This window comes from Nostoc sp. (genome assembly GCF_036917235.1).
In the GTDB taxonomy this organism is placed as follows: domain Bacteria; phylum Cyanobacteriota; class Cyanobacteriia; order Cyanobacteriales; family Nostocaceae; genus Nostoc.
Map to the genome: position 1 here is coordinate 1 of NZ_JBALDU010000002.1, position 23,228 is coordinate 23,228.

Genomic DNA, 23,228 nt, shown 5'->3' on the forward strand with positions numbered 1-23,228 from the left:
TCAACCCTTAAATGACAGTAATCTGCTGTCGGGTTGGCTTAGTTATGTACGGACTTACACCGTGATTCACTAAGCAACGAATCGCACCTCTTTTCTAAATATTGACCAATCATCAACTGCTCACCAGCACGGGAGATAATGGTTTGTCTGGTGCGGTATTTGCTGCCAATTAGCTTTAACTCTTCTTCAAAGACCGAACCGTTGTATTCAGTTCGCAAACACATTGTTTTAGGATTGGAGAAATAATACTGAGCGGTGACTGGTTTAGATATGGCAAAACCGCGATCGCGGTACAAAATATTTCCTAAAGCTCCAAATATTGTTGAACCTTGCGACTCTTTCTTGTCCTTTAGCACATCCATACTTTCCCATGTTACTGCTGCCCCACAGATCAAACTACCTGTATCAAGCAAATCGTGCATCTGAGCTAGGTTTTGCAATTCATCACAGCCCTGCTTGAGAAAATTGATCGTAACTATACTCTCCATCTCCTTGGTTTCTCCCTTGGGTAGGGTGTAGTAGCGCCGTTGCGATCGCCACTTACCCACCGATTCCTGGAAAAATTCGGAAATCTGGGCTTCATCAGCAGTTTGGGCAATTTTTAACAATGATGTCACTTGTTACTTTCCTGGCCTAAATATATATATATCGCCCTCTTCTTTGCTGTTTATGCGATGTCTACGACGGGCTACGCCTACGCTTGACAATATATACAGCTTAAGAAAAAGCAACTTATGTTTACTATTCTTAATATATTTGATTGAGCGTAAAAATTACTAAGTATTTTGCTATATTAAATTTGTTTATTTCAGCCATAAGTATAGCTACTTAATACTGCCCATTTTAGAAGTAGGGGTGTGCAAGTCCCGTATCTTCAGTAAACGCAAGTCTTCTACTAAGGGCAGATTGCAAGAAATTTAAAAATATTTATACTAGGTTAAGAATTGCATTGGAAGCTAAAAAGCTGCTAACTCAATGTAATGAGTTAAAGTGGTGAGAAATTTTTTTGAATAGAAAGTAATTTTTGATACAAAATTCTGCAATAAGATAGCCAATTGACTCTCGCCGCTTTTCACTATTTATAATGTCTCAAAATTACTTGGTAATGCACGGCTGTTTAACCCAAAAAGCTCCCCAAATACGAGAAAAATAAATGATTTTGGACAGAAATAAGCCGCATGAGCAGGCGAAAATCTCACCTTTGGCAGCCGCTAACCAGGTAATTAATACCCCAGTTGTTAAGACTGATGTGGCTGTTGCAGATACAAAGAGTAGCGTTGACACAAAGGTGTCTTCCCCTTTTCCATCCATATTATTGATTCCCTGTTTGCTGGGCATAGGACTGCTGACAGCAAATTGTGGAGCGCTACCCAAAGAAGAACCGGCTGATGCCCAATCTCAGAGTCCTGGTAGTGGACAACGTGGTGGTGCAACGGCTGTAGATGTGGCGATCGCTCGAACTGATACGCTGCAAACACAACCAGAATACACAGGTAATACAACACCATTTCGGATTGTATCAGTGCGATCGCAAGTAGAAGCTCGGTTGTTGGCTTTGAACCTTGATGTGGGCGATGCAGTAAAGCTTGGGCAAAACGTCGGGCGGTTAGATGATGCCATACTTTCGACCGAATTAAAGCAAACAGAAGCAGAGCTAGCAGCCCTCAAATCAGAAGTAGCTAGGGCAACCAATCAGGTAAGCAATGCCCGTGCAGACGTTGAACGGGCGCGCCTAGAAGTAGTACAAGCTCAAGCAGACTCAGAACGCCAACAGAATCTATTCAAAGCTGGAGCGATCGCTGAACAAACTGCCCAGCAAGCACGTACCCAGGCAAAAACAGCCGCTCAGGCACTCCGGGCAGCCCAAGAACAAGTTCGGACAGAACAGCAAGCCGTCGCTGCCGCCCAAGGTAGAGTACTTGCCCAACAAGCATTAGTTGCCCAAACCAAAGAGCGCAGGTCTTACGCTCGATTGACATCCCCCATCACTGGTATAGTCACAGAAAAGGTGACAGAACCAGGCAACCTGCTGCAAGCAGGTAGCGAAGTTTTGAAAATTGGCGACTTTAACCGTGTCAAAGTCGTCGTCCAAGTTTCCGAATTAGAACTAGCACAAATTCAGGTTGGGCAGTCTGTACAAGTCCGTTTAGATGCCTTCCCCAAAGAAGCATTAATTGGCAGAGTTACGCGCATTTCCCCAGCTGCCGATGCCACAGCTCGCTTGATACCTGTAGAAGTAGTGATTCCTAACACTCAAGCCAAGATTGGCAGCGGATTGCTGGCGCGAGTCAATTTTCAAACCCAGACTCAACAGCGCGTAGTAGTGCCGCAAACAGCGATTCAAAAACAAGCAGGGGTAGCAAAGGGAGCAGAAAAAGAGCAAGAAAACCCATCGGGGACGCTATTCGTCGTGAAAGACACAGAAGGCAAGACGAAAGTAGCGACACGTGCAGTTACTTTAGGAAAAAGGGCTGATGGCAGAGTGGAAATTTTATCCGGTTTGCAAGCAGGAGAGCGCTACGTTGTTCGGAGTGGTAAGCCGTTAAAACAAGGTGACACTGTGAGTCTTTCAATTCTTTCAGAAAAGCAATAGTAGGGTGAGCAATAACCACCATCCCAAAGAAAAAAGTACTCAGTAGTCAGCACTTATCACTTAGTATTATGCAACAGGCAAACAATAATAATGGCAATGGCGGATTTAGCCTTAGTGCGATCGCTATCCGCCAACATATTGGCACACTTATGCTCACCGTGGCAGTAATTGTCATTGGGGTATTTTTTCTCACAACGATCCAAGTTGATCTTCTACCATCAATTACCTATCCCCGAATAGGGGTTCGGCTAGAAGCCCCTGGTATTTCACCAGAAGTAGCAGTAGATGAAATTACCAGACCCTTAGAAGAAGCTTTAGCAGCAACCGAGAATGTAGTACAGGTTTTTTCCCGCACCCGTGAGGGACAGGTAAGCCTCGATTTATACTTCCAACCAGGGGGCGATATTGACCAAGCCCTAAACGATGCTACTGCTGCTTTTAACCGAGGTCGAGGACAACTACCAGATACGATAGAGGAGCCGCGCTTATTTAAAGTCGATCCTTCTCAATTGCCGGTTTATGAATTGGCACTGACCTCTGCTTCCTTACCAGGGAAAGATTTACGCGTATTTGCTGATGAAGAGTTAAACCGTGAACTCAGTGTAGTGCCGGGAGTCGCTTCTGTTGATGTATCTGGTGGTGCAGAGGAGGAAGTACGGGTACTTGTTGACTTAAACCGATTGCAAGCTTTGGGTGTAGGGTTAAATGATGTCTTAGATGAATTAACAGCCCGTAACCAAGATACTTCTGGTGGTCGGATTCTGGGGCAAAATTCTGAGCCATTGACTCGGACTGTAGGGCGCTTCCAAAATGCCAAAGAAATTGAAAACCTCTCCTTAGAAGTTTCCTCCTCTTCCCCTGCTACCCCTGCTACCCCTGCTACCCCTGCCTCCTTTACCTCCCCTGTACCTTCCCGCCGCGTCTACTTGCGAGACTTTGCAGAGGTAATTGATGATACAGAAGAACAGCGAGTATTTGTTTACCTAAATCGTCAGCCTGCGGTGAAATTTTCAATTCAAAAGCAGCCTGAGGCCAACACAATCACAGTTGTAGATGCTGTTAAGCGGCGAATTGAACAATTACGGCAATCAGGTTTAATTCCAGCAGACATGACTTTGAGTCCCACCACAGATGAATCTGTCTTCATCCGCAATTCTTTAAATGATGTCATCTTTTCAGGTATTTCTGGGGCATTGTTAGCAGCCGCAGCAGTGTTGTTATTTTTGGGATCGTTCAGGCAAACATTTATTATCAGTTTGACGATTCCGCTGTGTACTCTGGCAGCGATCGCTTTAATGAGAATATTTGGTTTAACCTTGAATGTTTTTAGTTTGGCAGGTCTGACATTAGGAGTCGGTCAAGCAATTGATACATCGGTTGTGATCTTGGAGAACATTTCCGAAAAAACAGGGATGACTCCCAATCAGAGAGAGAGGGGGGAAGGGGAGCAGGGGAGCAGAGGAGCAGAGGAGAAGGGGAGAAATTCTAAATTCTTTATTGACAGTGCGATCGCAGCTTCCCAAGAAGTAGAATCTGCTTTAGTTGCTGCTACAGGTGCCAACTTAGTTTCTGTAGTACCATTCCTCTTAATTGGCGGCTTTATTGCACTGCTATTTAATGAACTGATTCTAACAATTAGCTTTGCAGTCGCAGCATCCCTTGTCGTCGCCATCACAGTCGTACCGATGCTGTCTTCTCGACTTTTAGGAATTCCCTGGTCGAGTCGGATCAGTGAATTTTGGCTGCTTAGACACTTTAATCACCGATTTGAAGATGCAACGCGGGGATACGGTAATTTCCTAACCAAGGTTTTACGTTATCGGTTTTTCGTAGTAACTGCTGCTTTGCTAATTTTAGGCAGTAGTAGCTTCTTTATGTTTGGTCAAATTCCCCAAGAAATTTTACCCCGCATCAGTACCGGTCAAGCTAACTTGAGAGCGCAGTTTCCTCCCGGTACACCTTTAGCAACTTCTGAAAAAGTTATGCAAATTGTCGATGACATTTTGCTCAAACAACCAGAAACCGAATCTGCTTTCACAACTGTGGGTGGTTCTTTGTTTGGTAGCAATACTACAGAGAATCCTTTACGTGCCAGCAGCACTATCAATCTAAAACCAGGCACAGATGTCGAAGCCTTCGTCAAAAAAGTAAGTCAGGAATTTAACAAACTCAACTTAGCAGGAATTCTGCTGCGCCTCAATCCTGGTCAGGTGCGGGGTTTAATCTTGAGTAATTCTCCAGTGCAAGGGTCAGAAGTTGACGTAATTCTGCAAGGTGAGAATGAAGAAAACTTAACGCAAGCAGGCGCACAAGTGCTGCAAGCATTGCAGGAAAGGGCAAAATTAGCGACATTCCGACCAGATGCCGACCCCCGACAACCCGAAATCCAAATTCGCCCCGATTGGGAAAGGGTTTCAGCTTTAGGGTTGAGCGCCGGGCAAATTGGTGCAACAGTTCAAACAGCAATTGAAGGTTCAGTTCCTACGCAAATTCAACGCGGTAATCGTTTAGTTGATGTGCGGGTGCAGCTAAATAAGGAAGCTATTCAGCGTCCTTCCCAACTAGAGCAATTACCGTTATTTACAGAAAACAATCAACTAATCCGGCTTTCAGATGTGGCAAACATTCAAGAAGGTCAAGCGCCTGGTGAAGTGCAACGGATTAATCAGCGCCAAGCTTTTATTGTCGCAGGAAATCTCAGCGAGGGAGCAAGTCTTGGTGAAGCGATCGCAGAAGTAAACGAGGTACTCCAAGATGTAGACTTACCTGATGGCGTTTCCATTGTGCCTAGTTCTGCTCAAGAAACTAATCAGCAACTTCAGGATGCTTTAAAGACTTTGGGAGCATTGGCAACGTTCTTAATCTTTGTAGTCATGGCGGTACAATACAATTCGCTAATTGACCCATTGGTAATTATGTTCACCGTACCACTAGCGTTAGCTGGAGGAATTTTTGGACTTTATATTACCCAAACTGCAATTGGCGCAACTGTAATTGTTGGTGTCGTCCTGCTGGTGGGAATTGTGGTGAATGCAGGGATTCTCATGGTGGAACTAGCAAACCAAATTCGGGATGAAGAAGGTTGTAGTCGCCAAATTGCCATCATGAAAGCTGCTCCTCAACGCTTGCGCCCAATTATCATGACCACAGTCACCACTATCTTGGGACTGTTTCCTTTGGCATTGGGTATTGGCGAAGGTTCGGAGTTTTTGCAGCCATTAGGGATTGTAGTTTTCTTTGGGATGGCGATCGCAACAATGCTGACATTATTTATCATCCCCTGTTTTTATATTTTGCTGCACGATTTGCTAGGTGGAAATTGGGCGAAGCCAGTGTTAAGCCGGTTGCGTGGATTTACGAAAAAATTTATCTGAATCCCCGATCGGGATTAACGCAAAACAGTGTACACAGTTTATCGAATTACCCAAAACAAAAACCTCACCCTGTCCTGACGGACATCCCTCTCCTTACTAAGGAGAGGGACAGGTTTTGCATAGCAGAACCAGGGTGAGGTTTCTCATTAGTCATTAGTTATGAGCAAATGACTAATGACTAATGACAAAGGACTAACTAGCTAACAGAGTTTTTTCTAGAGAAGTCCAACGGAAAGAGCGATCGCCACCCCTCTCAATAATGACTTTCACTCGTGGTTCTAGTTGAGGCAAATTTGTCAAATACTCAAGTTCCTGATTTGAAAGAATATGCCCTTCAATAATCCACAAGACCAGCCCCTTAGACTTTGGTGGTAGCTGTTCTAAATGAGAATTGAGAATTGGTGGCAGATAGTACACTTGACCTACTGCCGCACCGCTACCAGTACTTTTTTTACCAAGATGAGGAGGTCTGACTCCATGAACTCTTGTGAGATACGCAGCTACATCACCCAGTCCTTTAGCGGTAATGTGGAGGGTCGTATAGCCAGCTGCCCTTAGTCGGCGCTGATATCGACCTTCATAACCCCCTTCCAGAGGTACATATACTCCAAGAGCGCCAAATTTTTCCAGATCGCGGATTAAACCGTTGCCAGTGGTAATTAGTGCCATAGATTTTCGTCTTATCCCACTTAGATATCTCTATTATTTACCCTGAACCGATAGATTAAAAGCATTTTTTTGGGTATTGGGTATTGGGATTAGGGGAGAGGTGACAGGTGATAGGTAATAATCTGTACCCTGTAACCTGTACCCTATTCCCTGTTTATTCCCCACTCCCTAAAAATAGCTTTATAAATTACTGGACAAACATAAATAAATAATTTATATTATTAGATTGTGACCAAAAACGCAAATTATGTTGGCTTTTTACTGTCATTCTGAGGTAGTGTTAGCATCAAAAACTGATGACTCGATCCAAATTGGATAATCTAACTCAGATTGATCGTAGACTGGTAAACTAAGAAAGCTTTCAGGTCAACATTAGGGCTTATGGAAGAATAACTAAAGTTAATCCTAAGCTCCAAGGTACGTTTACTCCTGTGCCTAAAAAAAGCAGGCAAAAGCTTAAACAATAGTTTAAGGTGTTTAAGGAAGTAAAGACTGAGCAGCAATGTTGGTTTCATGGCATTACGTCAGTCTCAGTTAACGGATACTGGGCGGTAACAACCGCTTAAGTCCAACTGCAACACGGCAGTAGCCAATCTCCGGGAAGCCGCCCTTCGGGCGTGTAAAAATCGGAAAACCCGCCGACAGCGCTGCCTCCAGAAAGTGCCAGAGCAATTGCTTGGACGAAAGCATTGCTGCACACAGCTTTAAGCTGTAGCGCCTTGCATTGATTCCAGAAGTTACTCCTTCCCCAGGGGAAGAGACTTGTGGCTGTTCTGGTGATCTAATGAGTGAAGCTAAACAGATTCACCAAGCAGTAAGGACACGGTTTGTTGTGTCCGAAAGCATTTGGAGCGGTTTTTTGAAACCATTCCAAATTTCGCAGGCTAACCCAGCCTAAACTGATGCGTACAAAGCGTGTCCTCTAAAGTCCAATTCCAAGGTCAGCAAGTAGAAAGGAGAACCAGTTACTGTGTCTGTAGGTATTCTCGGCACCAAGCTGGGCATGACTCAAATATTTGACGAAGCAGGAGTATCTATTCCTGTAACTGTCATTCAAGCAGGGCCATGCACCGTTACACAAGTTAAAACGAAAGAAACCGACGGTTACTTTGCCATTCAAGTTGGTTATGGCGAAGTCAAACCCAAGGCACTAAACAGACCTCTACTGGGTCATTTGGCTAAATCATCTGCCCCAGCATTGCGTCACTTAAATGAATATCACACCGATAGCTCTAGTGATTATGCTTTAGGTCAAGAGATTAAAGCAGATATTTTTAGCGCTGGTCAAATTGTCGATGTCGTCGGCACAAGCATTGGTCGCGGCTTTGCGGGAAACCAGAAGCGCAACAACTTTGGTCGCGGACCAATGTCACACGGTTCCAAAAACCACAGAGCGCCCGGTTCTATTGGTGCTGGTACAACACCAGGTCGTGTCTATCCAGGTAAGCGGATGGCAGGCCGTTTGGGTGGAAAACGTATTACAATCCGCAAACTGACCATAGTGCGAGTTGACCCAGAACGCAACTTATTGCTGATTAAGGGAGCTATACCTGGTAAACCAGGCGCTCTAGTAAGTGTTGTGCCTGCAAAAACAGTGGGATAGTCAAAAGTCATTAGTCAAAAGTCATTAGTCAAAAGTCATTGGCTAAGGACAAATGGCAAAAGACCAATGACAAATGACAAAGGACAAAGGACAGATAACAAAGATGGTTGAAAGCGTAGTTAAAAATTGGCAAGGAGAACAGGTCGGTGAGACGACCTTCGAGTTGCGCGTTGCCAAAGAAGGAACAGCGTCTCATATTGTGCACCGCGCCTTAGTACGGCAATTGACTAATGCTCGTCAAGGAAATGCCAGCACAAAAACTCGTGCTGAAGTCAGAGGTGGTGGCCGTAAACCTTGGCGGCAAAAAGGCACTGGTCGCGCTCGTGCAGGGTCTATTCGTTCACCATTGTGGCGTGGTGGTGGTGTGATCTTTGGGCCAAAGCCTAGAGACTTCGACCTGAAATTGAACCGCAAAGAGCGACGTTTAGCACTGCGGACAGCATTTGTCGGTCGTATTGACGACTTGATCGTAGTAGAAGAATTTAGCACCGAGCTATCTCGCCCGAAGACTAAAGAACTAGTGGCAGCACTTGCCCGTTGGGGAATAGTACCAGAAAGCAAGGCACTGTTAATTTTGTCTGAAATTGCGGATACAGATAACGTTTATTTATCAGCCCGCAACATTGAAAATTTAAAACTAATTGCAGCCGATCAGCTAAATGTTTTTGATTTACTGCACGCTGACAAAATTGTAGTTACGGCATCAGCCCTAGAAAAAATTCAGGAGGTCTACAGTGCCTAGCTTTGACCCCCGCGACCTTGCCGACTTAGTACGTCGCCCAATCGTCACCGAAAAAGCGACCATCTTGATGGAGCAAAACAAGTACACCTTTGAAGTAATTCCAAAGGCATCTAAGCCAGAAATCAAGGCTGCGATCGAAGACTTGTTTCAGGTCAAGGTTGTAAAAGTCAACACCATCCTACCACCACGTAAAAAACGGCGCGTTGGTAAATTTATTGGTTATAAACCCCAATATAAGCGAGCGATCGTCACCGTCGCACCTGGGGATGAAGACAAGATTAGACAAGTTCTATTCCCAGAAGTCTAGGAATTTTAGATTTTAGATTTTAGATTTTAGATTGAGGAGTTTACTGAATTAAGTACCAAAAATGGTTGTAATTAATTAAACACTCATTAAATCCAAAATCCAAAATTCAAAATCCAAAATTAAGTAAATCCAAAATCCAAAATCCAAAATAGATTATGGGTACTCGTTCTTATCGCCCTTATACCCCCAGCACTCGCCAAGTTACAATCTCTGACTTTGCGGAAATTACCAGAACCGAGCCAGAAAAATCCTTAACAACCTCGAAGCATCGCGCCAAAGGTCGGAATAATCACGGACGGATTACTAGTCGTCGCCGGGGTGGCGGACACAAACAACTTTATCGGATTATCGATTTTAAAAGGGATAAACATAATATTCCTGCTAAAGTCGCAGCAATTGAATACGATCCTAACCGCAACGCCAGAATTGCCCTTTTGTATTACCAAGACGGCGAAAAACGGTATATTCTTCACCCCAACGGGTTAAAAGTTGGAACAATAATTGTTTCTGGACCTGAGTCTCCCTTTGAAGATGGTAATGCCTTACCACTCTGGAAGATTCCCTTAGGTACTAGTGTTCACAACGTAGAATTCACTCCTGGTAAAGGTGGTCAAATTGTCCGTGCTGCTGGTGCTAGCGCCCAAGTCGTGGCAAAAGAAGGTAATTATGTAACTCTCAAGTTGCCTTCAGGAGAAGTCCGCTTGATTCGACGCGAGTGCTACGCCACCATTGGGCAAGTAGGCAACACCGATGCGAGAAACCTGAGTGCAGGTAAAGCCGGACGAAATCGCTGGAAAGGTCGCCGTCCTAAGGTTAGAGGCAGCGTCATGAACCCAGTGGATCACCCACATGGAGGTGGTGAAGGTAGAGCGCCTATCGGTAGATCGGGCCCTGTTACACCTTGGGGTAAACCTACATTGGGCGCGAAGACACGCAATCGCAAGAAACTTAGCAGCAAGTTGATTGTGCGTCGTCGTCGTAAGTCTTCTAAACGCGGTCGCGGTGGTCGTGAATCATAGAATTTTAGATTTTAGATTTTGGATTTTAGATTGGGGACTACTTGTGAACATTGAAAATTTGTGAAACTTGATAAGACACCTAATTATCCAAAATCCGAAATTCTAAATCCTAATTCCTAAATCCTAAATCCAAAATTGAACTATGGGTCGTTCTCTAAAAAAAGGTCCTTTCGTTGCGGATCATCTCTTAAAGAAAATTGAAAAGCTCAACGACAACAACAGAAAAGAAGTTATTAAAACTTGGTCACGAGCTTCGACAATTTTGCCCCTAATGGTAGGTCACACTATAGCTGTTCACAACGGACGCCAACACGTTCCCGTTTTTGTAAATGAACAGATGGTAGGACATAAATTGGGTGAATTTGCCCCAACACGCACCTACAGGGGTCATGGAAAAAGCGACAAAAAAGCGGGTAGGTAGTTATTAGTCATTGGTCATTTGTCATTAGTCATTTGTCATTAGTTATTAGCTTTCGACAAAAGACAAAAGACAAAGGACGAAGGACGAAAGATAAAATTGGAGAAAATTATGGCTACTAATACTACTGAAGTAAAAGCGATCGCTCGTTTTATCCGCATCTCGGCCTATAAAGTGCGTCGGGTACTCGATCAAATCCGGGGGCGATCGTACCGAGAAGCGTTAATCATCCTGGAATTCATGCCCTATCGCGCCACTGAACCCATCTTAAAGGTTCTCAGAAGCGCTGCTGCTAATGCCGAACACAATGCTGGGTTAGATCGGACTCAACTAGTGATTACTCAGGCTTATGCCGATCAAGGACCGCCGTTGAAGCGGTTCCAGCCAAGAGCGCAAGGTCGAGCTTACCAAATTCGCAAACCGACGTGTCATATTACTGTGGCTGTTGCAGCCGCCCCAGAAAAATAAGCACGTTTACACGAATAAATTGCGTAAAGTAAGAAATTTTAGAGGAAGCATTCGTGGGACAGAAGATTCATCCAGTTGGTTTTCGCCTGGGTATTACACATGAACATCAATCCCGTTGGTTTGCTGTTCCTGATCGCTATCCAGAACTTCTCCAAGAAGATTACAAACTCCGTCAATACATAGATCAAAAGCTGGGTAGACAGGCTCAAAACAACGCCGGAATTTCCGAAGTACGGATTGAGCGCAAAGCCGACCAAATCGACTTAGAAGTACGCACAGCTAGACCTGGTGTTGTAGTAGGTCGCGGTGGACAAGGTATCGAATCCTTACGTACCGGACTCCAAGGAGTGTTGGGTGGCAATCGCCAAATTCGCATTAACGTAGTTGAAGTGCAACGAGTTGATGCTGATGCCTACCTAATTGCTGAATATATTGCTCAACAATTGGAACGTCGGGTTTCCTTTCGGCGGGTAGTGCGGCAATCGATTCAACGCGCTCAACGGGCGGGTGTACAAGGTATAAAAATCCAAGTTAGCGGTCGCCTCAACGGTGCAGAAATTGCCCGGACAGAGTGGACTCGTGAAGGTAGAGTACCTTTACATACCTTACGGGCTGACATTGACTACTCTTATTGCACAGCAAAAACTGTTTACGGCATTTTGGGTATCAAAGTATGGGTGTTTAAGGGAGAAATTATTCCTGGACAGGAACCAGATCCGCTACCACCAGCAAGCCGCGATCGCGAACGTGATCCCCGCGATCGTGACCGAGAACCCCGTCGCCGTCAACAACAACGTCGTCGCCAGCAATTTGAAGACCGCTCAAATGAAGGATAAATCGTCATTAGTCATTAGTCATTAGTAAATGGCAGATGGCAAATGACAAATGACAAATGACAAATGACAAATGACAAACCATGTTAAGCCCTAGAAGAACTAAATTCCGCAAACAACAGCGGGGACGGATGGAAGGACTAGCCACCCGTGGTAGTACCCTCAACTTCGGTGATTTTGCACTCCAAGCTCAAGAACCTGCTTGGATTACCTCGCGTCAAATCGAGGCTTCCCGTCGGGCAATGACTCGTTATATTCGTCGGGGTGGACAAATCTGGATTCGGATTTTCCCTGATAAACCTGTAACCATGCGTCCTGCTGAAACCCGGATGGGTTCCGGTAAAGGTAATCCAGAGTTTTGGGTAGCTGTAGTCAAGCCAGGACGAATTTTGTTTGAAATCGGTGGAGTTACTGAAGAAATTGCGCGTGAAGCAATGCGCTTGGCTTCATTTAAACTGCCCATCAAAACTAAGTTTATTGTGCGCTCTCAACCACAGGAGCAGGAGTAGCTTATGCCTCTTCCCAAGATTTCAGAAGCTAGAGAATTAAGCGACGAGAAGCTCTCTGATGAAATTGTCGCAATCAAAAGACAACTATTTCAGTTGCGCTTGCAAAAAGCCACCAGACAATTAGAAAAGCCCCACCAGTTTCGACAATTGCGCCACCGCCTAGCCCAACTGCTGACGCTAGAAACAGAACGCAAACGGGCAGCAAGTCAATCGGCTAAAGAAAAAAAGTAGGAGATTATGGCAGTTAAAGAACGAGTTGGCTTGGTAGTGAGCGATAAAATGCAAAAAACTGTGGTAGTCGCCATAGAAAACCGCGCTCCTCACCCCAAGTACGGCAAGATTGTGGTTAACACCCAACGATATAAAGTTCACGACGAAGAAAATCAGTGTAAAGTAGGCGATCGCGTTCGCATTCAGGAAACTAGACCCCTGAGCAAAACTAAGCGCTGGAAAATCACAGAAGTCCTGAACGTCAAGCCTACTTAAACCTCATCGTTGTTAGTTTCTAACAACATTACAAGGGAGAATAATTGTGATTCAACCCCAGACTTACCTGAATGTCGCAGATAATAGCGGCGCCCGCAAACTAATGTGCATCCGCATCTTAGGCGGAGGCAATCGTCGCTATGGTTTTATTGGCGATAAAATTATCGCAGTTGTCAAAGATGCTACACCCAACATGGCTGTTAAAAAGTCTGATGTTGTGGAAGCAGTAATTGTCCGGACTCGTAAAGCTGTAAGTCGTGACAGCGGCATGAGCATTCGCTTTGATGATAACGCCGCTGTGATCATCAACAAAGACGGTAATCCTAGAGGTACACGGGTTTTTGGCCCAGTTGCACGGGAATTGCGCGATAAAAACTTTACTAAAATTGTTTCTCTGGCTCCGGAGGTGCTTTAATGGCAACCAAACAGGGTACGCCCAAAGTATTCCACAAAATGCACGTCAAAACTGGCGACACTGTACAAGTGATTGCTGGCAAAGATAAAGGAAAAATTGGCGAAATTACTCAGGCACTTCCCCAACTGAGTAAAGTTATCGTCAAAGGTGTCAACATTAAAACCAAGCACGTCAAACCCCAGCAAGAAGGGGAATCAGGGCGAATTATTACCCAAGAATTCCCAATTCATAGCTCCAACGTCATGCTTTATTCCACCAAGCAAAACGTCGCTAGTCGTGTTGGTTACACCTTTACCTCAGAAGGTAAAAAAGTCAGAAAACTCAAGAAAACTGGCGAAATTCTAGATAAATAAGAATTAGCCAACTTGAAATTTTAGATTTTAAATTAAATCCAAAATCTAAAATCCAAAATAAAAGTTTCCCTGACCAAGCCCAGGGATATCAGGACAAAAAACTATGGCGACAACAAGACTCAAAACCTTATATCAAGAGACAATCGTCCCAAAACTGACCACTCAGTTTCAATATACCAACGTTCATCAAGTACCGAAGTTGGTAAAGGTTACGATTAACCGAGGTTTGGGTGAAGCAGCCCAAAATGCGAAGTCTCTAGAGGCATCCATTAACGAAATTGCCTTGGTAACAGGTCAAAAACCAGTGGTGACAAGGGCGAAAAAGGCGATCGCTGGCTTTAAGATTCGTCAAGGGATGCCTGTGGGGATCATGGTGACTCTCAGAGCCGAACGGATGTATGCCTTTTTCGACAGACTAGTTAGCCTGTCATTACCCAGAATTCGAGATTTTCGCGGCGTTAGCCCTAAAAGCTTTGACGGACGCGGTAACTACACTCTAGGTGTGAGAGAACAGCTAATTTTTCCAGAAGTCGAATACGACAGCATCGATCAAGTGCGTGGGATGGATATTTCCATCATCACCACAGCAAAAAACGACGAAGAGGGACGCGCCTTACTTAAAGAATTAGGAATGCCCTTTCGCGATCAATAAGTTCATCTATAGAGGGAACGATGGCGGCTAACGACACAATTGCAGATATGCTGACGCGCATCCGCAATGCCAACCTGGCGCGGCATCAAACTACAGAAGTGCCAGCGACAAAATTAACCCGAAGCATTGCCAAAGTGCTACGGGAGGAAGGCTTTATTGCTGAAATCGAAGAAGCAGAAGAAGGGGTAAAACGCAATCTGGTGATTTCCCTGAAATACAAGGGAAAAAACCGTCAGCCTTTGATCACCGCCTTAAAGCGGGTAAGTAAGCCTGGCTTGCGTGTTTATTCAAATCGAAAAGAATTACCAAGGGTACTAGGCGGCATTGGCATTGCCATTATTTCTACATCCAGTGGCATTATGACTGATCGCGAAGCGCGGCGTCAGAACTTGGGTGGCGAAGTACTTTGTTACGTTTGGTAGTCATTGGTCATTAGTCATTTGTCATTAGTGAAACACAAAGGACAAAAGGCAAAGGACAAATAACAAAGGACAAAAAGTCATGTCTCGTATTGGTAAACGTCCAATTACTATTCCCGCCAAAGTTCAAGTGGCGATCGATGGTACAACTATTGTGGTGAAAGGCCCGAAGGGGGAACTTTCTCGCACTCTCAGAGATAATGTCTCACTCTCTCAAGAGGGGGAAATATTACACGTAAATCGTCGGGATGAAACTCGCACCTCAAAGCAATTGCACGGCTTGAGCCGCACTTTAGTTGCAAATATGGTCGAGGGAGTCTCCCAAGGTTTTCAGCGCCGTTTGGAAATTCAAGGCGTTGGTTACAGGGCACAACTTCAAGGGCGTAACCTAGTTTTAAATATGGGTTACAGCCATCAAGTGCAAATTGAACCACCAGATGGAATTCAGTTTGCCGTAGAAGGTACCACTAACGTCATTGTCAGCGGCTATGACAAAGAAATTGTAGGTAACACAGCCGCCAAAGTTCGTGCCGTTCGTCCACCAGAACCTTACAAAGGTAAAGGTATTCGCTATGCCGGTGAAGTGGTCAGACGGAAGGCTGGTAAGACTGGTAAGGGTGGTAAGAAGTAGAAATGAAACTTACTCGTAGAGAATCAAAAAACCGTCGTCATCGACGCGTTCGTGGCAAAGTTATTGGCTCCCCAGAACGTCCGCGTTTAGCGGTATTCCGTTCTAATGAGCATATTTATGCCCAGCTGATTGATGATACTCAGCATCAAACCATCGTGGCAGCATCGACTGTAGAACCAGAGTTGAAATCTAGTTTAGCGTCATGTGCAAACCGCGATGCCTCGGTACAAGTTGGGAAGTTGATCGCAGTGCGATCGCTAGAAAAAGGTATCACCAAAGTAGTCTTCGATCGTGGTGGTAACTTATATCATGGTCGTGTTAAAGCACTAGCTGATGCAGCACGCGAAGCTGGTTTAGATTTCTAAAGTCATTAGTCATTGGTCATTAGTTATTGGACAAATGACAAAGGACAAATGACAAATGACAACTGACAACTGACAACTGACGTTCACCAGAGCATAAATTATGGCAACAGAGCGTAAAAGTAGAACAAAGCGTGCCAAAAAAGAAGAAACCACTTGGCAAGAGCGGGTTATTCAAATCCGCCGCGTAAGTAAAGTGGTCAAAGGTGGTAAAAAACTCAGCTTCCGAGCGATCGTTGTCGTTGGTAACGAACGCGGTCAGGTTGGAGTTGGAGTAGGCAAAGCTTCCGATGTAATTGGCGCTGTCAAAAAAGGCGTAGCCGACGGCAAAAAACACCTTATTGATATCCCAATCACCAAATCCAACTCCATCCCCCATCCCATTGATGGCGTCGGTGGCGGAGCAAAAGTGATTATGCGCCCAGCCTCACCTGGTACTGGGGTAATTGCAGGTGGTGCTGTGCGAACTGTGTTGGAATTGGCAGGAGTTCGTAACGTTTTAGCCAAGCAACTAGGCTCCAACAATCCACTCAATAATGCTAGAGCCGCAGTTAATGCCTTATCTACACTGCGTACCCTTTCTGAAGTCGCCGAAGATCGCGGTATTCCTATTCAAAATCTCTACATCTAATTTAGTCATTAGTCATTGGTCATTAGTGAATAACAAAGGACAAATGACAAATGACAAATGACAAACGACAAATGAGAACTTGATAAATTATGAGACTCCATGATGTTAAGCCGCAAAAAGGCTCAAAGAAACGCAAGAAGCGTGTAGCTAGAGGTATTTCTGCCGGTCAAGGCGCTAGTGCTGGTTTAGGTATGCGGGGTCAAAAATCTCGTTCTGGTAGCGGGACTCGACCAGGTTTTGAAGGTGGTCAACAACCATTGTACCGCCGCTTACCTAAGCTGAAGGGCTTTCCGATTGTTAATCAGAAGATTTACACTACGATTAATGTAGAGAAGCTAGCCTCCCTTCCCGCTAATACGGAAGTAACTTTGACCTCATTGAAAGCCGCAGGTATACTGACTGCTGTCAAAGGGCCATTGAAAGTTTTAGGTAACGGGGAATTGGGCATTCCGCTCAAAGTACAAGCGGCAGCTTTTACAGTTTCAGCTCGTAGCAAAATTGAGGCAGCTGGTGGTAGTTGTGAAGTCTTATGAGTGAGCCAGAACAGCGCACTTAAATGCAAGCCAACTCGCTGCCAGTGCTTGGTTCACTATAAAGGTAGCACTCTATGATCAGTCGAGATAAAGCCCCAACGGCTCAAGAAACTTTTATGCAGATGGCGCAGGCAGCTGGCCTCAGAGGTAGGCTGCTTGTCACCGTCGGTATTTTAATTTTGGTTCGCCTGGGTATTTTCTTACCCGTCCCAGGCATTGATAGACCGAGATTTGCCGAAGCCATATCGGGCAGTAATTCCATATTCGGCTTATTGGATATATTTTCCGGGCGAGGACTTTCGACTTTGGGAGTCTTTGCTTTAGGAATTTTGCCCTTCATTAATGCGTCTATTATCATCCAATTACTCACGGCGGCGATTCCAACTTTAGAAAATTTACAGAAAAATGAAGGGGAAGCTGGTCGGCGAAAAATATCGCAAATTACCCGCTATGTAACTGTAGGTTGGGCAATCCTTCAAAGTACAGCTTTTTCGGCATTATTCCTCCAACAATTCGCCCTCAAGCCAGGGCCAATCTTTGTAGCTGAAACTGCGATCGCTCTGACTGCTGGTTCGATGTTCGTCATGTGGGCGTCAGAACTAATTACAGAGCGGGGTATTGGCAACGGAGCATCATTGTTGATTTTTGTCAATATTGTTGCCTCATTACCAAAAGCTTTAGGCGATACCATCGACTTGGTGCAAGTCGGCGGTCGGGAAGCAGTTGGTCGAGTGATCGTGCTGATCTTAGTTTTCCTCGCAACAATTGTTGGTATTGTGATTGTGCAGGAAGGAATGCGCCGCATCCCAATTATTTCGGCTCGTCGTCAAGTAGGTCGAAGAGTTTTGGCAGAGCAGCGTAGTTATCTGCCACTGCGCCTGAATCAAGGCGGCGTAATGCCAATTATTTTTGCTGCTGCCATCCTCAGTTTGCCACTGCTAATCGCCAATTTTACTAAAAATGCCGATTTGGCGAATATAGTTAACACTTATTTGAGTCCAAGCGGTTCTAGCTCTTGGGTCTATGCCTTGGTCTACATGGTTTCCATTGTTTTCTTTAGCTACTTCTATTCTTCGTTGATTCTCAACCCGGTAGACGTGGCGCAGAACTTGAAGAAAATGGGTTCTAGTATTCCTGGAATTCGTCCCGGCAAGGCAACTAGCGAGTATATCGAACGCGTATCCAACCGACTCACTTTTTTGGGTGCGATCTTTTTGGGCTTCGTTGCTATTATCCCCACTGCCGTAGAAAGCGCTTTGAATGTGAAAACTTTCCGGGGAATAGGTGCAACCTCGTTGTTAATTTTAGTTGGTGTGGCAATTGAGACAGCCAAACAAGTCCAAACTTATGTCATCTCTCAGCGCTATGAAGGAATGGTGAAATAATAGTGACGCGATTAATCTTCTTGGGGCCACCTGGAGCGGGTAAAGGAACACAAGCTCAAACCTTGGCTGAACACTTGAATATTCCCCATATTTCTACGGGTGAAATATTAAGACAAGCCATGAAAGAGCAAACTCCTTTAGGAATCAAAGCTCAAAGTTATGTTGATAGCGGCGAGTTAGTACCCGACCAGCTAGTGGAGGACTTGGTACAGGAGCGCCTCAGTCAACCAGATGCCAAAAATGGTTGGATTCTGGATGGATTTCCCCGGAAAGTGACCCAAGCAGCTTTTCTGGAGAAGTTACTGGAAGCAATACATCAAGGTGGCGAAAGGGTAGTCAATCTAGATGCACCAGATGAAATTGTCATCGCACGTTTGCTAGCTAGAGGACGAAAAGATGATACCGAAGAGGTGATTCGTCGTCGTTTAGAAGTGTACCGCGCTGAAACTGCACCTTTAATTGATTATTATGGCGATCGCAAAAAACTCCTAACAGTCAATGGCAATCAGTCCCAAGAAGATGTCACTGATGAGCTACAAAAGGTAATCGCTTCGTGAAAAGAAAGGGAATAGGGAATAGAGAGTTCCCTACTCCACACTCCCAAGAAAAAGATCAATTTTAGCTAAGATATATTAATAAACTGTTGATATATTTCTTAAAATGTGTTTCTTTGCAGATGAAGCGCTGCAACTGAACACGAAATTGTTGAGTTGAGGAAAAAACAAATTGTCTAAGCAAGATTTGATTGAAATGGAAGGCACGGTTACAGAGTCCTTGCCCAATGCGATGTTTCGCGTTGACTTGGACAATGGCTTTAACGTGTTAGCACACATTTCCGGCAAAATTCGCCGAAATTATATCAAGATTTTGCCCGGCGATCGCGTCAAGGTAGAGTTAACGCCCTACGACTTGACCAAAGGCAGAATTACCTATCGACTACGAAAGAAGTAAGTATATGTAGAGAATTTTACCATAAAACCATTTTTTTGACTGTTTACTAGTCATTTAACTGGATTAATTTCCCTATAAATGCTATAATTTTATATTTGGAGTCAAAAAATAAAAGGCATGAAAGTTAGAGCCTCAGTCAAGAAAATTTGTGAAAAGTGTAACGTGATCAAACGTCGTGGTCGCGTCATGGTGATTTGCGTAAACCCCAAGCACAAACAACGTCAAGGATAACACTCTTACCAACAGAGTGAGTTGCAGGACGCATATCATCATTAAAACGAAAAGACGCGATTAATCACGTTTTTCCAACCAACAGTAATTGCGAAAACAATAGGGAGAGTTCATTGTGGCACGTATTGCCGGAGTAGACCTTCCACGCGATAAGCGCGTCGAGATCGGTCTGACTTACATCTACGGAATTGGGTTATCACGCGCTCAAGAAATTATAGCGGCAACTGGTGTGAACCCAGACATCCGCGTTAAGGACTTAAGTGATGCCGATGTGACAGCCCTACGAGGGGAAATAGAAAGCAACTATCAAGTTGAAGGCGACTTGCGGCGCTTGGAGTCTTTGAACATCAAGCGCTTAGTTGACATTGGTACCTACAGAGGTCGTCGTCATCGCATGGGCTTACCAGTCAGAGGACAAAGAACTCGCACCAATGCCAGAACCCGTAGAGGTAGAAGGCAGACAGTGGCAGGGAAGAAGAAGGCTCCAGGGAAATAATTTTGCAACGCTTGCTAATCCGAGCAAGTTTTACCTTAAATCAACTAAACAAGTATGGCGAGACAACCAACTAAAAAAACCGGGAGCAAGAAGCAGAAACGGAATGTACCCAGTGGAATGGCCTACATCCAGTCTACTTTCAACAATAGCATTGTCACCATTACCGATCAAAACGGAGATGTCATCTCCTGGGCTAGCGCTGGTTCTAGCGGTTTTAAGGGAGCAAAAAAGGGAACTCCCTTTGCAGCGCAAACCGCAGCTGAAAGTGCAGCCCGCCGAGCTATCGATCAAGGAATGCGCCAAATTGAGGTAATGGTCAGTGGGCCAGGAGCAGGTAGAGAAACCGCTATCCGGGCACTTCAAGGAGCAGGATTGGAAATTACACTGATTCGGGATATTACCCCGATTCCTCACAATGGTTGTCGTCCACCCAAGCGCCGTCGAGTTTAAATACTAAGACTTGGGCAGTGAGGGCAAAAAGTGACAGCCAGCAATGACCGCTTGAGCGTCTAACGTACAAACTGTCATTGAGTCAAAGCTTGGGCGACCAGAAGCGTGTCAGATTTTCCCACAGGGAAAGCTGTTAGGCTTCGGGCTACCCAAAATATTATTAGCACCTGCAAGCTCAATAGAAGTGTCAAACTATACCGTAAGTTTATAGTAGTAGTTTGATATACCTATAATCTACAGGACATAAATTCAATTCGGGAGGCAATTGATTTGTCTGCTAGCAGCACCTTAGAAGAAGGGAGGCTCATCCGTGGCGCAGTTTCAAATTGAATGTGTAGAGTCGAATACCGAAGAAAGTCGGAACCATTACAGTAAATTTGTTTTGGAACCTCTCGAACGCGGTCAAGGGACAACTGTTGGCAACGCACTGCGGCGGGTTTTACTGTCTAATTTAGAAGGTACAGCAGTTACAGCAGTGCGGATTGCGGGCGTTTCACATGAGTTCGCCACAGTTCCGGGCGTGCGGGAAGATGTGCTGGAAATCCTCATGAGAATGAAGGAAGTTATCCTGAAAAACTATTCTTCGCAGCCTCAGATTGGTAGATTACTCGTTAGCGGCCCAGCAACAATCACTGCGGCACATTTTGATTTACCCAGTGAAGTAGAAGTCATCGATCAGACTCAGTATGTAGCCACCATCGCTGAGGGTGGAAAGCTGGAAATGGAATTTCGGATCGAGAAGGGCAAAGGCTATCGCACTGTAGAGCGAGGACGTGAGGAAGCCACATCGTTGGATTTTCTGCAAATCGACTCGATATTTATGCCAGTGCGAAAAGTCAACTACAGTGTTGAAGAATCTCGTGGGGAAGGCTTGATTCCAAAAGACCGACTACTGTTGGAAGTTTGGACAAATGGCAGTATTTCCCCTCAAGAAGCACTATCTTCTGCCGCTGCGATCTTGGTAGATTTATTCAACCCGTTGAAAGACATCTCCCTAGAACCAACAGACACAGGTTCCGATATTCCAGACGATCCAACTGCCCAGATACCCATCGAAGAGTTGCAACTTTCTGTGCGGGCATATAACTGTCTCAAACGGGCACAAGTTAACTCTGTGGCAGATTTGTTGGATTATACCCAAGAAGACCTCTTAGAAATTAAGAACTTTGGGCAGAAATCAGCAGAAGAAGTCGTGGAAGCTTTGCAGCGACGCTTGGGCATCACCCTGCCAATGGAAAGAGGCTCTAAACACCCTTAAGAAAAACCTTCATAATTCATAGTGCATAATTATGCGTCACCGTTGTCGCGTCAAAAAACTCAGTAAACCAGCCGATCAACGCCGTGCTTTATTGCGATCGCTCGCCACCGAGCTGATCCGTCATGGTAAGATCACCACCACTTTAATTAGAGCGAAAGTTCTAAGAAGTGAAGTGGAAAAAATGATTACCCTAGCCAAAAATGGCTCCTTGTCAGCACGTCGGGAAGCTCTTGGCTATATCTTCGACAAACAACTGGTTCACGCTCTATTTGAGCAAGCTCCAACTCGATATGGCGATCGCCAGGGCGGTTATACCCGCATCCTGCGTACCGTACCGCGTCGGGGTGATAATGCAAAAATGGCAATAATTGAATTGGTTTAAGTCATTAGTCATTGGTCATTAAGTCATTGGTCATTGGTCACTTGTACTGAGCGTAGTCGAAGTATTAGTGAATAACAAAGGACAAGTGACAAAGGACAAATGACAAAAGACAAAGGACAAAATCTGTATGTTAGAAAGCCACCAGCCTACACAAACTCATCGAGTAGCCTTGGTAATCCAATACCTGGGCACTCATTTTCACGGCTGGCAACGGCAAAAACAACACCGGACAGTCCAAGAAGAGATTGAAATTGCGATCGCTACTATTCTTGGCTACCATGTAACATTACACGGTGCCGGACGAACCGATTCTGGAGTTCACGCTGCTGCTCAAGTAGCCCACTTTGAAGCAACAGGTTTTATTCCGCCTCACAAGTGGGCAACCATCCTCAACAGCTACCTGCCGCCAGATATATTAATCAGGGCTTCAGCTAGTGTAGATAACCGTTGGCACGCTCGCTTTAGTGCAGCCTATCGACGGTATCGCTACACAATATATACTGAAGATCGGCTTAACTTGTTTGTAAGACCCTTCAGTTGGCATTATTATTATGCACCCCTGGATGAATCTTTAATCCAAGCTGCCTTGAAACCTCTCTTGGGAAAGCATCACTTAGCTGCTTTTCACCGTGCAGGCTCAAAGCGATCGCATTCCTGGGTAGAGGTACAAGCAGCAGAGTGTCGTCGCAGTGGGCCATTTATCCATATTGAAATACAGGCAGATGGATTTTTGTATGGCATGGTACGGCTGTTGGTAGGGATGCTGGTAGAAGTAGGTTCTGGACAACGAACACTTTCTGGCTTCACCGAACTCTGGAAAGAAGAACGCCGGGAAGAAGTGAAATACGCCGCACCGCCTCAAGGCTTGTGTTTGTTGCGAGTCGGCTATCCCGATTTTCCCTTTCCGAAAGAGATTTGGTACGACACCTTGCCAAAGTTCGTCACTAGTCAAGAGTCATTAGTCATTGGTCATTAGTCATTGGTCACTAGTCATTGGTCATTAGTGAATAACTAAGGACAACTGACAAAGGACGGAGGACAAATAACAAATGACAAAA

32 protein-coding genes are annotated in these 23,228 nt (G+C 45.0%); 29 read left to right on the plus strand and 3 right to left on the minus strand.

Annotated features, from left to right (window positions below):
* Window positions 1-38: 38 nt before the first annotated feature.
* A complete protein-coding gene (locus tag V7K44_RS00435; RefSeq protein WP_334927612.1) occupies window positions 39-617 on the minus strand; it encodes a phycobiliprotein lyase in 579 nt (192 codons plus the stop codon).
* Between the two features lie 536 nt (window positions 618-1,153).
* On the opposite strand from V7K44_RS00435, the gene V7K44_RS00440 reads away from it, so the two are divergent.
* Window positions 1,154-2,593 (plus strand): efflux RND transporter periplasmic adaptor subunit, encoded by a 1,440-nt coding sequence (locus V7K44_RS00440; RefSeq protein WP_334927614.1) that lies wholly within the window; start codon window positions 1,154-1,156, stop codon window positions 2,591-2,593.
* A gap of 68 nt (window positions 2,594-2,661) precedes the next feature.
* Window positions 2,662-5,967 carry an efflux RND transporter permease subunit gene (locus V7K44_RS00445; protein ID WP_334927616.1) on the plus strand — a complete coding sequence of 1,102 codons (3,306 nt, stop codon included), beginning with the start codon at window positions 2,662-2,664 and terminating at the stop codon, window positions 5,965-5,967.
* A 192-nt stretch (window positions 5,968-6,159) separates the two neighbouring features.
* Here the strand turns inward: V7K44_RS00445 and V7K44_RS00450 are convergent, their stop codons facing one another.
* Window positions 6,160-6,636: an NAD(P)H-quinone oxidoreductase subunit N gene (locus V7K44_RS00450; RefSeq protein ID WP_334927618.1), complete on the minus strand. Its 477-nt coding sequence runs from the start codon at window positions 6,634-6,636 to the stop codon at window positions 6,160-6,162.
* A gap of 562 nt (window positions 6,637-7,198) precedes the next feature.
* Window positions 7,199-7,336 carry a hypothetical protein gene (locus V7K44_RS00455; protein ID WP_334927620.1) on the minus strand — a complete coding sequence of 46 codons (138 nt, stop codon included), beginning with the start codon at window positions 7,334-7,336 and terminating at the stop codon, window positions 7,199-7,201.
* Between the two features lie 270 nt (window positions 7,337-7,606).
* On the opposite strand from V7K44_RS00455, the gene rplC reads away from it, so the two are divergent.
* The 27 genes from rplC (at window position 7,607) to truA (ending at window position 23,146) form a co-directional block, all read left to right on the plus strand.
* Complete coding sequence (gene rplC / locus V7K44_RS00460) at window positions 7,607-8,239, plus strand: 50S ribosomal protein L3 (protein WP_094349087.1); 633 nt, start codon at window positions 7,607-7,609, stop codon at window positions 8,237-8,239.
* A 103-nt stretch (window positions 8,240-8,342) separates the two neighbouring features.
* Window positions 8,343-8,981, plus strand: a complete 639-nt coding sequence (gene rplD / locus V7K44_RS00465; protein ID WP_289800116.1) for a 50S ribosomal protein L4 — start codon at window positions 8,343-8,345, stop codon at window positions 8,979-8,981.
* The gene (locus V7K44_RS00470; protein WP_094349089.1) at window positions 8,974-9,288 is read left to right on the plus strand and encodes a 50S ribosomal protein L23; all 315 of its coding nucleotides are present in this window, start codon (window positions 8,974-8,976) and stop codon (window positions 9,286-9,288) included. Before rplD ends, V7K44_RS00470 begins: the two co-directional genes overlap by 8 nt.
* A 155-nt stretch (window positions 9,289-9,443) precedes the next feature.
* Window positions 9,444-10,307, plus strand: a complete 864-nt coding sequence (rplB, locus tag V7K44_RS00475; protein ID WP_334927623.1) for a 50S ribosomal protein L2 — start codon at window positions 9,444-9,446, stop codon at window positions 10,305-10,307.
* Between the two features lie 142 nt (window positions 10,308-10,449).
* Window positions 10,450-10,728 carry a 30S ribosomal protein S19 gene (gene rpsS, locus V7K44_RS00480; RefSeq protein ID WP_012410721.1) on the plus strand — a complete coding sequence of 93 codons (279 nt, stop codon included), beginning with the start codon at window positions 10,450-10,452 and terminating at the stop codon, window positions 10,726-10,728.
* A gap of 108 nt (window positions 10,729-10,836) precedes the next feature.
* Window positions 10,837-11,193, plus strand: a complete 357-nt coding sequence (gene rplV, locus V7K44_RS00485; protein WP_069070777.1) for a 50S ribosomal protein L22 — start codon at window positions 10,837-10,839, stop codon at window positions 11,191-11,193.
* A gap of 53 nt (window positions 11,194-11,246) precedes the next feature.
* Window positions 11,247-12,029, plus strand: coding sequence for a 30S ribosomal protein S3 (gene rpsC, locus V7K44_RS00490; RefSeq protein WP_179068332.1), 783 nt, complete (start codon window positions 11,247-11,249; stop codon window positions 12,027-12,029).
* Between the two features lie 80 nt (window positions 12,030-12,109).
* Window positions 12,110-12,535 carry a 50S ribosomal protein L16 gene (gene rplP, locus V7K44_RS00495; RefSeq protein WP_179068333.1) on the plus strand — a complete coding sequence of 142 codons (426 nt, stop codon included), beginning with the start codon at window positions 12,110-12,112 and terminating at the stop codon, window positions 12,533-12,535.
* A gap of 3 nt (window positions 12,536-12,538) precedes the next feature.
* Complete coding sequence (gene rpmC / locus V7K44_RS00500; RefSeq protein ID WP_179068334.1) at window positions 12,539-12,766, plus strand: 50S ribosomal protein L29; 228 nt, start codon at window positions 12,539-12,541, stop codon at window positions 12,764-12,766.
* Window positions 12,767-12,772: 6 nt separating this feature from the next.
* A complete protein-coding gene (gene rpsQ, locus V7K44_RS00505; RefSeq protein ID WP_094349093.1) occupies window positions 12,773-13,021 on the plus strand; it encodes a 30S ribosomal protein S17 in 249 nt (82 codons plus the stop codon).
* 46 nt (window positions 13,022-13,067) lie between these two features.
* A complete protein-coding gene (rplN, locus tag V7K44_RS00510; protein WP_069070772.1) occupies window positions 13,068-13,436 on the plus strand; it encodes a 50S ribosomal protein L14 in 369 nt (122 codons plus the stop codon).
* On the plus strand, window positions 13,436-13,789 hold the full coding sequence (gene rplX, locus V7K44_RS00515; protein WP_179068335.1) for a 50S ribosomal protein L24: 354 nt from the start codon (window positions 13,436-13,438) through the stop codon (window positions 13,787-13,789). The genes rplN and rplX overlap by 1 nt, the downstream gene beginning before the upstream one ends.
* A gap of 103 nt (window positions 13,790-13,892) precedes the next feature.
* Window positions 13,893-14,441 carry a 50S ribosomal protein L5 gene (rplE, locus tag V7K44_RS00520; RefSeq protein WP_292848148.1) on the plus strand — a complete coding sequence of 183 codons (549 nt, stop codon included), beginning with the start codon at window positions 13,893-13,895 and terminating at the stop codon, window positions 14,439-14,441.
* A 20-nt stretch (window positions 14,442-14,461) separates the two neighbouring features.
* Window positions 14,462-14,863, plus strand: a complete 402-nt coding sequence (gene rpsH, locus V7K44_RS00525; protein ID WP_334927626.1) for a 30S ribosomal protein S8 — start codon at window positions 14,462-14,464, stop codon at window positions 14,861-14,863.
* A 79-nt stretch (window positions 14,864-14,942) separates the two neighbouring features.
* Window positions 14,943-15,491 carry a 50S ribosomal protein L6 gene (gene rplF, locus V7K44_RS00530; protein WP_334927628.1) on the plus strand — a complete coding sequence of 183 codons (549 nt, stop codon included), beginning with the start codon at window positions 14,943-14,945 and terminating at the stop codon, window positions 15,489-15,491.
* Between the two features lie 2 nt (window positions 15,492-15,493).
* The gene (rplR, locus tag V7K44_RS00535; RefSeq protein ID WP_094349098.1) at window positions 15,494-15,856 is read left to right on the plus strand and encodes a 50S ribosomal protein L18; all 363 of its coding nucleotides are present in this window, start codon (window positions 15,494-15,496) and stop codon (window positions 15,854-15,856) included.
* A 100-nt stretch (window positions 15,857-15,956) separates the two neighbouring features.
* Window positions 15,957-16,484, plus strand: coding sequence for a 30S ribosomal protein S5 (rpsE, locus tag V7K44_RS00540; RefSeq protein WP_094328453.1), 528 nt, complete (start codon window positions 15,957-15,959; stop codon window positions 16,482-16,484).
* Window positions 16,485-16,573: 89 nt separating this feature from the next.
* Window positions 16,574-17,017, plus strand: a complete 444-nt coding sequence (gene rplO, locus V7K44_RS00545; RefSeq protein ID WP_334927630.1) for a 50S ribosomal protein L15 — start codon at window positions 16,574-16,576, stop codon at window positions 17,015-17,017.
* 74 nt (window positions 17,018-17,091) lie between these two features.
* Complete coding sequence (secY, locus tag V7K44_RS00550) at window positions 17,092-18,402, plus strand: preprotein translocase subunit SecY (protein WP_292725306.1); 1,311 nt, start codon at window positions 17,092-17,094, stop codon at window positions 18,400-18,402.
* Between the two features lie 2 nt (window positions 18,403-18,404).
* On the plus strand, window positions 18,405-18,959 hold the full coding sequence (locus V7K44_RS00555) for an adenylate kinase (RefSeq protein ID WP_334927632.1): 555 nt from the start codon (window positions 18,405-18,407) through the stop codon (window positions 18,957-18,959).
* A 169-nt stretch (window positions 18,960-19,128) separates the two neighbouring features.
* The gene (infA, locus tag V7K44_RS00560; protein ID WP_006276978.1) at window positions 19,129-19,353 is read left to right on the plus strand and encodes a translation initiation factor IF-1; all 225 of its coding nucleotides are present in this window, start codon (window positions 19,129-19,131) and stop codon (window positions 19,351-19,353) included.
* Between the two features lie 117 nt (window positions 19,354-19,470).
* The gene (gene rpmJ / locus V7K44_RS00565) at window positions 19,471-19,584 is read left to right on the plus strand and encodes a 50S ribosomal protein L36 (RefSeq protein WP_015129703.1); all 114 of its coding nucleotides are present in this window, start codon (window positions 19,471-19,473) and stop codon (window positions 19,582-19,584) included.
* A gap of 115 nt (window positions 19,585-19,699) precedes the next feature.
* On the plus strand, window positions 19,700-20,080 hold the full coding sequence (gene rpsM / locus V7K44_RS00570) for a 30S ribosomal protein S13 (protein ID WP_094349103.1): 381 nt from the start codon (window positions 19,700-19,702) through the stop codon (window positions 20,078-20,080).
* A gap of 54 nt (window positions 20,081-20,134) precedes the next feature.
* Window positions 20,135-20,530, plus strand: a complete 396-nt coding sequence (gene rpsK, locus V7K44_RS00575; protein ID WP_069070761.1) for a 30S ribosomal protein S11 — start codon at window positions 20,135-20,137, stop codon at window positions 20,528-20,530.
* A gap of 310 nt (window positions 20,531-20,840) precedes the next feature.
* The gene (locus V7K44_RS00580) at window positions 20,841-21,788 is read left to right on the plus strand and encodes a DNA-directed RNA polymerase subunit alpha (RefSeq protein ID WP_094349104.1); all 948 of its coding nucleotides are present in this window, start codon (window positions 20,841-20,843) and stop codon (window positions 21,786-21,788) included.
* Window positions 21,789-21,819: 31 nt separating this feature from the next.
* A complete protein-coding gene (gene rplQ, locus V7K44_RS00585) occupies window positions 21,820-22,170 on the plus strand; it encodes a 50S ribosomal protein L17 (RefSeq protein ID WP_094349105.1) in 351 nt (116 codons plus the stop codon).
* A gap of 127 nt (window positions 22,171-22,297) precedes the next feature.
* Window positions 22,298-23,146 (plus strand): tRNA pseudouridine(38-40) synthase TruA, encoded by an 849-nt coding sequence (gene truA / locus V7K44_RS00590; RefSeq protein WP_334927635.1) that lies wholly within the window; start codon window positions 22,298-22,300, stop codon window positions 23,144-23,146.
* The last annotated feature ends 82 nt before the right edge of the window (window positions 23,147-23,228 follow it).

Excerpts from the sequence above, each read along its gene's own strand:
- rplD (WP_289800116.1), top strand. The coding sequence starts at position 8,343 with ATGGTTGAAAGCGTAGTTAAAAATTGGCAAGGAGAACAGGTCGGTGAG.
- truA (WP_334927635.1), top strand. The coding sequence starts at position 22,298 with ATGTTAGAAAGCCACCAGCCTACACAAACTCATCGAGTAGCCTTGGTA.
- rpmC (WP_179068334.1), top strand. The coding sequence starts at position 12,539 with ATGCCTCTTCCCAAGATTTCAGAAGCTAGAGAATTAAGCGACGAGAAG.
- rplO (WP_334927630.1), top strand. The coding sequence starts at position 16,574 with ATGAGACTCCATGATGTTAAGCCGCAAAAAGGCTCAAAGAAACGCAAG.
- rpmJ (WP_015129703.1), top strand. The coding sequence starts at position 19,471 with ATGAAAGTTAGAGCCTCAGTCAAGAAAATTTGTGAAAAGTGTAACGTG.
- rplF (WP_334927628.1), top strand. The coding sequence starts at position 14,943 with ATGTCTCGTATTGGTAAACGTCCAATTACTATTCCCGCCAAAGTTCAA.
- secY (WP_292725306.1), top strand. The coding sequence starts at position 17,092 with ATGATCAGTCGAGATAAAGCCCCAACGGCTCAAGAAACTTTTATGCAG.
- rplQ (WP_094349105.1), top strand. The coding sequence starts at position 21,820 with ATGCGTCACCGTTGTCGCGTCAAAAAACTCAGTAAACCAGCCGATCAA.
- rpsS (WP_012410721.1), top strand. The coding sequence starts at position 10,450 with ATGGGTCGTTCTCTAAAAAAAGGTCCTTTCGTTGCGGATCATCTCTTA.
- rpsH (WP_334927626.1), top strand. The coding sequence starts at position 14,462 with ATGGCGGCTAACGACACAATTGCAGATATGCTGACGCGCATCCGCAAT.
- rplB (WP_334927623.1), top strand. The coding sequence starts at position 9,444 with ATGGGTACTCGTTCTTATCGCCCTTATACCCCCAGCACTCGCCAAGTT.
- rpsQ (WP_094349093.1), top strand. The coding sequence starts at position 12,773 with ATGGCAGTTAAAGAACGAGTTGGCTTGGTAGTGAGCGATAAAATGCAA.
- V7K44_RS00450 (WP_334927618.1), bottom strand. The coding sequence starts at position 6,636 with ATGGCACTAATTACCACTGGCAACGGTTTAATCCGCGATCTGGAAAAA.
- rplX (WP_179068335.1), top strand. The coding sequence starts at position 13,436 with ATGGCAACCAAACAGGGTACGCCCAAAGTATTCCACAAAATGCACGTC.
- rplP (WP_179068333.1), top strand. The coding sequence starts at position 12,110 with ATGTTAAGCCCTAGAAGAACTAAATTCCGCAAACAACAGCGGGGACGG.
- rpsE (WP_094328453.1), top strand. The coding sequence starts at position 15,957 with ATGGCAACAGAGCGTAAAAGTAGAACAAAGCGTGCCAAAAAAGAAGAA.
- rplE (WP_292848148.1), top strand. The coding sequence starts at position 13,893 with ATGGCGACAACAAGACTCAAAACCTTATATCAAGAGACAATCGTCCCA.
- V7K44_RS00440 (WP_334927614.1), top strand. The coding sequence starts at position 1,154 with ATGATTTTGGACAGAAATAAGCCGCATGAGCAGGCGAAAATCTCACCT.
- rpsK (WP_069070761.1), top strand. The coding sequence starts at position 20,135 with ATGGCGAGACAACCAACTAAAAAAACCGGGAGCAAGAAGCAGAAACGG.
- rplR (WP_094349098.1), top strand. The coding sequence starts at position 15,494 with ATGAAACTTACTCGTAGAGAATCAAAAAACCGTCGTCATCGACGCGTT.
- V7K44_RS00445 (WP_334927616.1), top strand. The coding sequence starts at position 2,662 with ATGCAACAGGCAAACAATAATAATGGCAATGGCGGATTTAGCCTTAGT.
- rplV (WP_069070777.1), top strand. The coding sequence starts at position 10,837 with ATGGCTACTAATACTACTGAAGTAAAAGCGATCGCTCGTTTTATCCGC.